The organism is Streptomyces recifensis (assembly GCF_002154615.1).
Taxonomy (GTDB): domain Bacteria; phylum Actinomycetota; class Actinomycetes; order Streptomycetales; family Streptomycetaceae; genus Streptomyces; species Streptomyces griseoluteus.
The window spans coordinates 1-8,337 of the sequence record NZ_MUNH01000414.1 but is presented as its reverse complement, the minus strand read 5'-3'; the positions used below and the strand labels follow the sequence as shown (position 1 = coordinate 8,337).

9 protein-coding genes are annotated in these 8,337 nt (G+C 72.0%); 5 read left to right on the top strand and 4 right to left on the bottom strand.

All coding sequences use genetic code 11. The features are described 5' to 3' along the window. Both CCN33_RS21210 and CCN33_RS21205 read right to left on the bottom strand, forming a co-directional pair. Positions 1-1,245: helicase-related protein (locus tag CCN33_RS21210; protein WP_279628191.1), on the bottom strand; the 1,245-nt coding region annotated here is incomplete at its 3' end. 25 nt (positions 1,246-1,270) lie between these two features. Next, entirely contained in the window at positions 1,271-2,083 is an 813-nt protein-coding gene (locus tag CCN33_RS21205) for a class I SAM-dependent methyltransferase (protein WP_244173888.1), read from the bottom strand. Between the two features lie 386 nt (positions 2,084-2,469). Here CCN33_RS21205 and rpsA point away from each other — a divergent pair, with 386 nt between their 5' ends. From rpsA to CCN33_RS21185, 4 genes are all read left to right on the top strand, one after another. Next, positions 2,470-3,969, top strand: coding sequence for a 30S ribosomal protein S1 (gene rpsA, locus CCN33_RS21200; RefSeq protein WP_086695143.1), 1,500 nt, complete (start codon positions 2,470-2,472; stop codon positions 3,967-3,969). A 228-nt stretch (positions 3,970-4,197) separates the two neighbouring features. Then, on the top strand, positions 4,198-5,136 hold the full coding sequence (locus CCN33_RS21195; RefSeq protein WP_086695142.1) for a PAC2 family protein: 939 nt from the start codon (positions 4,198-4,200) through the stop codon (positions 5,134-5,136). A 32-nt stretch (positions 5,137-5,168) separates the two neighbouring features. Continuing rightward, positions 5,169-5,786: a dephospho-CoA kinase gene (coaE, locus tag CCN33_RS21190; RefSeq protein ID WP_086695141.1), complete on the top strand. Its 618-nt coding sequence runs from the start codon at positions 5,169-5,171 to the stop codon at positions 5,784-5,786. 50 nt (positions 5,787-5,836) lie between these two features. Next, positions 5,837-6,217: a tetratricopeptide repeat protein gene (locus tag CCN33_RS21185; RefSeq protein WP_086695140.1), complete on the top strand. Its 381-nt coding sequence runs from the start codon at positions 5,837-5,839 to the stop codon at positions 6,215-6,217. Between the two features lie 10 nt (positions 6,218-6,227). On the opposite strand, the gene CCN33_RS21180 is transcribed toward CCN33_RS21185, so the two are convergent. Then, positions 6,228-6,554, bottom strand: coding sequence for a DUF6343 family protein (locus tag CCN33_RS21180; protein WP_086695139.1), 327 nt, complete (start codon positions 6,552-6,554; stop codon positions 6,228-6,230). Positions 6,555-6,696: 142 nt separating this feature from the next. On the opposite strand from CCN33_RS21180, the gene CCN33_RS21175 reads away from it, so the two are divergent. After that, entirely contained in the window at positions 6,697-7,380 is a 684-nt protein-coding gene (locus tag CCN33_RS21175; RefSeq protein WP_086695145.1) for a class I SAM-dependent methyltransferase, read from the top strand. A gap of 33 nt (positions 7,381-7,413) precedes the next feature. On the opposite strand, the gene CCN33_RS33165 is transcribed toward CCN33_RS21175, so the two are convergent. Next, positions 7,414-8,262: a DegV family protein gene (locus CCN33_RS33165; protein ID WP_086695138.1), complete on the bottom strand. Its 849-nt coding sequence runs from the start codon at positions 8,260-8,262 to the stop codon at positions 7,414-7,416. Positions 8,263-8,337: the final 75 nt, after the last annotated feature.

Below are 8,337 nucleotides of genomic sequence, written 5' to 3'. Positions count from 1 at the left end.
CGGATCGACGGCGCCGACCGCGGTCAGGACCTCCCTGGCCGCTGCCATCGCGCCGGCCGGCGGCGGGTCCAGGAGGGCGAGGCCGGTGGCGTCGGGGTCGCCCCAGCAGGACGCCTGGAGGGCGAAGGCGGTCAGGTCGGCGACCTTGATCTCCGGGGCCGGGAAGGCGGGGAGACGGGTGTCCTCGGCCTGGTCCCAGCAGCGGTAGACCACGCCGGGTGCCTCGCGCCCGGCCCGCCCCGCGCGCTGGGCTCCCGCCGCGCGGGAGGCTCGTACCGTCGCCAGGCCGCTCAGGCCGCGCGCGTGGTCCACGCGGGGCTCCCGCGCGAGCCCGGAGTCGACGACGACCCGGACGCCCGGCACGGTGAGGGAGGACTCGGCCACGGAGGTCGCCAGGACCACCCGGCGCCGCTCGCCGGGGGACAGCACCGCGTCCTGCACGGCGGCGGGGGCGCGGCCGTGCACCTGGAGCAGGTCGACATCGGAAAGCCGGCCCAGCTGCCCGGCCACCCGGGCGATCTCGCCGACTCCGGGCAGGAAGCACAGCACATCGCCGCTCTGCTCGGCGAGAGCCCGCCGTACGACCGAGGCCACGTGCGCGAGGAGGGCGGGGTCCACCCGCATCCCGTGCGGCGGCCGTACCGGACGCGCGGGCGGCGCCCAGATCACGTCCACGGGGTACGAGACCCCGGCCGCCTCGACCACCGGCGCACCGCCGAGCAGCCGGGCCCAGCCCCGGGCGTCGGTGGTCGCGGAGGCGGCCACCAGGCGGAGGTCGGGCCGGAGGGTCCCCCGTACGTCCCAGAGGAAGGCGGCGGCCGTATCGGCGTCGAGATGCCGTTCGTGGCACTCGTCGAGCACCACCACGTCGACACCGGTCAGCTCCTGGTCCCGCTGGAGCCGCTGGAGGAGGACACCGGTGGTCACGACCTCGACGCGGGTATGGGGCCCCACCACACGTTCGCCGCGAACGGTGTGGCCGACGCTCACCCCCGGCTTCTCGCCCACCAGCCAGGCCATCCGCCGCGCGGCGGCCCGCGCCGCGATCCGGCGAGGCTCGGCCACCACGACCCGCCGCGCCGGACCCCCGCCGACCAGCCCGGCCAGCACCAGCGGAACGAGTGTCGTCTTGCCGGTACCGGGCGGCGCCACCAGCACGGCGGTGCCCCGCTCGTCCAGCGCGGCGGTCAGGTCGGGCAGGGCGGAGCGCACGGGCAGCGCGGCGAGGGCGTCGTCACGGATCACGCCCCCAGTGTCGTACGCCGGGCGGTCAGTCCCGTTCGCAGACGAAGATCGCCGTACCCGGGATCAGGTTGCCGCGCAGCGGGGACCAGCCGCCCCACTCGGAGGTGTTCCAGGCCGGCCACTCCGGCTCCACCAGGTCCACCAGCCGGAACCCGGAGGACACGACGTCCCGCACCCGGTCACCGATCGTGCGGTGGTGCTCCACATAGACGGCGCGCCCGTCGTCGTCCTGCTCCACATAGGGAGTGCGGTCGAAGTAGGACGACGCCACCGACAGCCCCTCCGGACCCGGCTCGTCCGGGAACGCCCAGCGGATCGGGTGCGTCACCGAGAACACCAGCCGGCCGCCCGGCCGCAGCACCCGCCGCACCTCGCGCAGCACCAGCCGGGGATCGGCCACGAAGGGCAGCGCCCCGTACGCCGAGCACACCAGGTCGAAGGAGGCGTCCGCGAAGGGCAGCGCGCCCGCGTCCGCGCACACCAGCGGGAACGCGGAGCCGATGCGCAGCGCGTGCTGGAGCTGCCGGTGGGAGAGGTCGAGCGCGACCGGACGGGCCCCCTGGGCGGCCAGCCAGCGCGCGCACTGCGCCGCGCCCGCGCCGATCTCCAGCACGTCCCGGTCCTTCAGCTCCTCGGCCGGGCCGAGCAGCTCGGCCTCCACCTCGTCCAGCCCCTCCGGGCACCAGACGAAACGGTCGTCACCGAGGAAGGTGCCGTGCTCGACCTGGTACTCGTCGGCGTTCCGGTCCCACCAGCCGCGGTTGGCCCTGCTGCTCTCCGCGACCCCCGCGTCACGGCGGGTGGCTTCCGGCTCGGACCCCTCCGGGTCGTGCCCCACAGGCTCTTGGATGATCGGCTCCCTCGTCGTACTCTTCCGTCCAACCGGCCCGCCGGACGCGTGTCACGGAAGGGATCGCGCGGTCACGCGCGCCCAGTTGGGCGATTGTTCCGCCGGGTATGCGGCGATCCGTCCGCGGTGTGCGCCTTCGCGCATTGACCCTGCCCGGCTGCCCCCGTATGCTACAAGTTGCGCTGCGGGCCTGCGCACCTCAGACGTAGCAGGTCGCGCTCGCATCTGTATGTATCCCTCGGTTGTCGAGGCGCCACCGGGCACCCGGTGCTCTTGTGGCGCTTCCTTGGCTGTCCGGCTTCTGCAGAGCGAAACGGGCTCCCGGCGTAAGCAGTACCTACGACTTCAATGTCCGTACCGGAGCCCTTTCCCACATGACGAGCAGCACCGAGACCACCGCCACCACCCCGCAGGTTGCGGTCAACGACATCGGTAACGAGGAAGCCTTCCTCGCCGCGATCGACGAGACGATCAAGTACTTCAACGACGGCGACATCGTCGACGGCGTCATCGTGAAGGTCGACCGGGACGAGGTCCTGCTCGACATCGGTTACAAGACCGAAGGTGTCATCCCGAGCCGCGAGCTCTCGATCAAGCACGACGTCGACCCGAACGAGGTCGTCAAGGTCGGCGACGAGATCGAGGCCCTGGTTCTCCAGAAGGAGGACAAGGAAGGCCGCCTGATCCTCTCGAAGAAGCGCGCCCAGTACGAGCGCGCCTGGGGCACCATCGAGAAGATCAAGGAAGAGGACGGCATCGTCACCGGTACCGTCATCGAGGTCGTCAAGGGTGGTCTCATCCTCGACATCGGCCTCCGCGGCTTCCTCCCGGCCTCCCTGGTCGAGATGCGCCGCGTCCGCGACCTCCAGCCCTACGTGGGCAAGGAGCTCGAGGCGAAGATCATCGAGCTGGACAAGAACCGCAACAACGTGGTCCTGTCCCGCCGTGCCTGGCTCGAGCAGACCCAGTCCGAGGTCCGCCAGACGTTCCTCACGACCCTCCAGAAGGGTCAGGTCCGCTCCGGCGTCGTGTCCTCCATCGTCAACTTCGGTGCCTTCGTGGACCTGGGTGGCGTCGACGGCCTGGTGCACGTCTCCGAGCTGTCCTGGAAGCACATCGACCACCCGTCCGAGGTTGTCGAGGTCGGCCAGGAAGTCACCGTCGAGGTCCTCGACGTGGACATGGACCGCGAGCGCGTCTCCCTGTCGCTGAAGGCGACCCAGGAAGACCCGTGGCAGCAGTTCGCCCGCACCCACCAGATCGGCCAGGTCGTGCCCGGCAAGGTCACGAAGCTGGTTCCGTTCGGTGCGTTCGTCCGCGTAGACGAGGGCATCGAGGGTCTGGTCCACATCTCCGAGCTGGCCGAGCGCCACGTGGAGATCCCGGAGCAGGTCGTCCAGGTCAACGACGAGATCTTCGTCAAGGTCATCGACATCGACCTCGAGCGCCGCCGCATCAGCCTCTCGCTGAAGCAGGCCAACGAGGCCTTCGGTGCCGACCCGGCGTCGGTCGAGTTCGACCCGACCCTGTACGGCATGGCCGCGTCCTACGACGACCAGGGCAACTACATCTACCCCGAGGGCTTCGACCCCGAGACCAACGACTGGCTCGAGGGCTACGAGACCCAGCGCGAGGCTTGGGAGGGCCAGTACGCCGAGGCGCAGCAGCGCTTCGAGCAGCACCAGGCCCAGGTCATCAAGTCCCGCGAGGCGGACGAGAAGGCCGCTGCCGAGGGTGGCGACGCCGCGGGTGCCGCTCCGGCCGCGTCCGGTGGCGGTTCCTACTCCTCCGAGGGTGCGGACACCTCCGGTGCCCTTGCTTCGGACGAGGCGCTTGCCGCGCTGCGTGAGAAGCTGGCGGGCGGCCAGAGCTGAACGCTCACCGCTGAGGCTTAGCCACTCAGGCTGACTTGAGGGACCCGTACCTTTCGAGGTGCGGGTCCCTTCGGTTTTCGGTGCGTTGTCAGGTGCGGCCTGCGGGGGGTGTTCGCGCGGTTCCCCGCGCCCCTTCAGGGACGTGTGCCGGGCTCTGTTCGATGATCTTGGGAATGCTCCGGTGGTTCCTGGTGTTGGCTCATTCGGACACAAGGAGGGGCGGTCATCGTGGTTGATCCGCAGGGTTTGTTCGCTTGGGAGCCGAAGGGGCTCGCCGTGGTGGACATGGCGTTGGCTCAGGAGTCGGCCGGGCTGGTCATGCTCTACCACTTCGACGGGTACATCGACGCGGGGGAGGCGGGCGACCAGATCGTCGAACGTGTCCTCGACACGCTGCCGCACCAGGTCGTGGCCCGTTTCGACCACGACCGGCTGGTGGACTACCGGGCCCGCCGTCCGCTGCTGACCTTCCAGCGGGACGGCTGGACCGACTACGAGGTGCCGGCCATCGAGGTCCGCCTCGTGCAGGACGCCACCGGTGCGCCGTTCCTGGTGCTGTCCGGCCCGGAGCCCGACGTGGAGTGGGAGCGGTTCGCGCTCGCCGTGCAGCAGATCGTGGAGCGGCTCGGTGTCCGGCTGTCCGTCACCTTCCACGGCATCCCGATGGGTGTGCCGCACACCCGTCCCGTGGGCCTCACCCCGCACGGCAACCGCACCGACCTCGTCCCCGGACACCGCAGCCCCTTCGAGGAGGCCCAGGTGCCGGGCAGTGCCGCCGCGCTGCTGGAGTACCGGCTCGGCGAGGCCGGGCACGACGTCCTCGGTGTCGCCGCGCACGTCCCGCACTACCTCGCCCGCTCCGCCTACCCGGACGCAGCGCTGACCGTGCTGGAGGCGATCACCGCCGCCACCGGTCTCGTCCTGCCCGGGGTCGCGCACGGCCTGCGTACGGAGGCCCACCGCACCCAGACCGAGATCGACCGCCAGATCCGCGAGGGCGACGAGGAACTGACCTCGCTCATCCAGGGCCTTGAGCACCAGTACGACGCGGCCGCCGGCGCCGAGACCCGCGGCAACATGCTCGCCGAGCCCGTCGACATCCCCTCCGCCGACGAGATCGGCCGTGAGTTCGAGCGGTTCCTCGCGGAACGGGAGGGGGAGGCGTAGGCCTCCCGGCAGCGGGGTCTAGGCTGCGCGGCATGTTGAAAGTGGGGCTGACCGGCGGCATCGGGGCCGGCAAGAGCGAGGTGTCGCGGCTGCTCGTGGAGCACGGGGCCGTGCTGATCGACGCGGACCGGATCGCGCGGGAGGTCGTTGCGCCGGGGACACCGGGGCTGGCGGCCGTGGTGGAGGCGTTCGGGCCGGAGATCCTCGCCGAGGACGGCTCGCTGGACCGGCCCCGGCTCGGGTCCATCGTCTTCGCCGACCCCGAGAAACTGGCCGTCCTCAACTCGATCGTGCACCCCCTGGTGGGCGAGCGGTCCCGCGAGCTGGAGAGCGCCGCGAGCGCCGACGCCGTCGTCCTGCACGACGTACCGCTCCTCACCGAGAACGGGCTGGCTCCGCTGTACGACCTCGTCGTCGTCGTGGACGCGAGCCCCGAGACCCAGCTCGACCGGCTGGTCCGGCTGCGCGGGACGACCGAGGAGGACGCTCGCGCCCGCATGGCCGCGCAGGCGAGCCGCGAGCAGCGCCGGGAGATCGCCGACATCGTGATCGACAACGACGTGCCGCTGGACGCGCTTCAGAAGCGGGTCGCGGAGGTCTGGGCCGAGCTGAACCGGTGCGCGGCCGCGCGGAGCGGTGGCGCGGAATAGCCCTTCGGCTCCGATGCGTTGGAACGGCGGAGTGAGGGAAGGACTTCGCCGTGCCCGAGAGCAATGGTTCCGCCGGACGTACGCCGGAGACGGATGTCATCGACTTCCGCGCCGCCGAGCATCTGCTCGACGCGCGGGATCCCAGGGGCGCGGTGAAACTGCTCGACGAAGTGATCGCCGCCCACCCCGAGAACACCGCCGCCCGGCTGCTGCGGGCGCGCGCCTTCTTCGCCGCCGCGCAATTGCGGCCCGCCGAACTCGAGTTCACGGTGGTGCTGGAGCGCGAGCCGGACAACGCCTTCGCCCACTTCGCGCTGGGCCGCACCTACGAGCGCCAGGGGCGTCCCGGTCAGGCCCGGCGTCACTTCCGGCTCGCCGCCGCGCTGGACCCCAACCCCGACTATCTGCGGGCGGCCCGCTTCGACTCCTGAGCCCCGTCTCTCAGGGGTGGTGGTGCCGGGGCGCGGGCAGGCGCGGGAATCCTCGCCGCCGCCGGGGGCGTACCGCCGGCTCGTCATGCGCGGGCTCGTACGGGGGCACGTCGCGGCCGGGCTGGTAGTGCGGGCCCTGGCGCAGATGACGAAGGACCAGGGCCAGGTCGACCGTGACCACCAGCCACAGCACGGCACACGCGACCGCCCAGCCGGTCCGCCCGGTGAGGGCGAGGGCCACGGTGCCGAAGGCGGTCCAGGCGAATCCCCACACGCTCAGCCACAGCCGCGCCCGCAGGGCACTGCGCGCGGTCGTCGGTTCACTGCCGGTACGCATCCGGCCACCACCACCTCTCCGGCATCCCATTCGCAACGTACTCCGGTTCCCGAGACGGTGTGAATTGACTCGAACGAGTGGTTCGAGGCGGGACGGGAACGGCTGAGCGAAGATCGTCCGTTCTTCCGGCATGACAGTCGAGATGCGTGAAGGACATCAGGGCACCGGCCCCGGAGCGATCACCCCGGACGGCTGTGCGGTGGAGATGTACGCCCGCTTTCCACCGGGCGACGAACCGGACGTCATCGGCGCCGCCGTGCCCGCCGGGGCGCACATCCTGGAGCTGGGCTGTGGGGCGGGCCGGGTCACCCACGCTCTGCTGGAGCGCGGCTTCCGGGTGACGGCGGTGGACGAGTCCGCCGAGATGCTGGAGCGGGTGCGCGGGGCGGAGCGCACCCTGTGCACGCCGATCGAGGACCTGGACCTGGGTGAGCGGTTCGACGTGGTCCTGCTCGGCTCGTTCCTGGTCCACACCGCCGACCCGGGGCTGCGCCACGCCCTGCTGGACGCCTGCGCCCGCCATGTGGCGCCGGACGGCCACGTGCTCATCCAGCGGGAGGGCGCGGACTACCACGAGAACGTGCCGAGGGAGCGCGTGGACCCCCGGGGCTTCACCGTCCGGATCGCCTCGGTGGAACCGGTCGGAGACGGGGTCAACTCGGTGCGGGCCGAGTACACCTTCCCGGACGCCACCTGGACCCAGACCTTCCGCAGCAGGCCCCTGACGAAGGAGCGGTTCGAGGCCGCGCTGGCGGAGGCGGGGCTGCGAGTGGACGCCGAGCTGACCGACGACGGGACATGGGTGCGGGCGGTGCCGGCGGGCTGAGCGTCTCAGGGGACGGGCCGGCGGCGCCGCGGCTCAGCGGCCCGGCCGCCGCCTGCCGTGCGGTTCCGGGGCGACGACGGGAGCGCCGGGGGCGTCCGGCGCGCCCAGGCCGCGCAGGCGTTCCAGTTCGCGGCGGTCCCGCTTGGTGGGGCGGCCGGTGCCCCGGTCGCGGATGCCGACGGGGGCGACGGCCTCGCGGGGCGGCGGAGGAGGGGAGTTGTCGACGTAGCACTGGGCGGCCACCGGAGCGCCGACCCGCTTGCGGATCAGTCGCTTCACGATCACCACGCGCTCCCGGCCCTCGTGCCGCAACCGCACCTCGTCACCCACTCGCGCGGAGTACGCGGGCTTCACCCGCTCCCCATTCACATGGACATGGCCGCCCCGGCACGCGGTGGCGCCCAGCGACCGCGTCTTGACCAGGCGCACCGCCCAGATCCAGCTGTCGATGCGCACCGACTCCCCGGCGGCCAGCCCCGCGGCCTCGGCGGCGGACAGGGCGCAGAAGCCGAGGGCCATGGCGACCATGCCGGTGTCGACGACCCGTACGGGTACCGGTGCCTCGCGGGCGGCCAGTACGGCCGCGTCGTAGGTGCCGGACAGCTCGGCGGAGAGGTGCAGGGAGACGATGCCGTCGGCGCCGGTGTCCGCGACCTCGCGGTAGGTGCGGGCGAACTCCTCGGGGCTGGGGCGGGAGGTGGTGACCGGGCGCCGTTTCTGGAGGGCCTGGGCCAGCGAGCGGGTGGAGATCTCGGTGCCCTCTTCGAGCGCCTGGTCGCCGAGGACCACGGTCAGGGGCACCGAGGTGATGCCGTGGCGCTCCATCAGCCCCGGCGGCAGGTAGGCCGTTGAATCGGTGACGATAGCGACATGGCGGGACATGAGCTGGAGGTTACCTGCCGTACCTCCGGCACGGCAGTCCAGCCCCGGCACCCTCCTCCGGGGCTGGACTGCCGT

What these genes read in the sequence shown, in the direction of transcription:
- CCN33_RS21180 (WP_086695139.1), bottom strand. Translation starts at nt 6,554, where the DNA reads ATGCGTACCGGCAGTGAACCGACGACCGCGCGCAGTGCCCTGCGGGCG.
- CCN33_RS33165 (WP_086695138.1), bottom strand. Translation starts at nt 8,262, where the DNA reads ATGTCCCGCCATGTCGCTATCGTCACCGATTCAACGGCCTACCTGCCG.
- rpsA (WP_086695143.1), top strand. Translation starts at nt 2,470, where the DNA reads ATGACGAGCAGCACCGAGACCACCGCCACCACCCCGCAGGTTGCGGTC.
- CCN33_RS21175 (WP_086695145.1), top strand. Translation starts at nt 6,697, where the DNA reads ATGCGTGAAGGACATCAGGGCACCGGCCCCGGAGCGATCACCCCGGAC.
- coaE (WP_086695141.1), top strand. Translation starts at nt 5,169, where the DNA reads ATGTTGAAAGTGGGGCTGACCGGCGGCATCGGGGCCGGCAAGAGCGAG.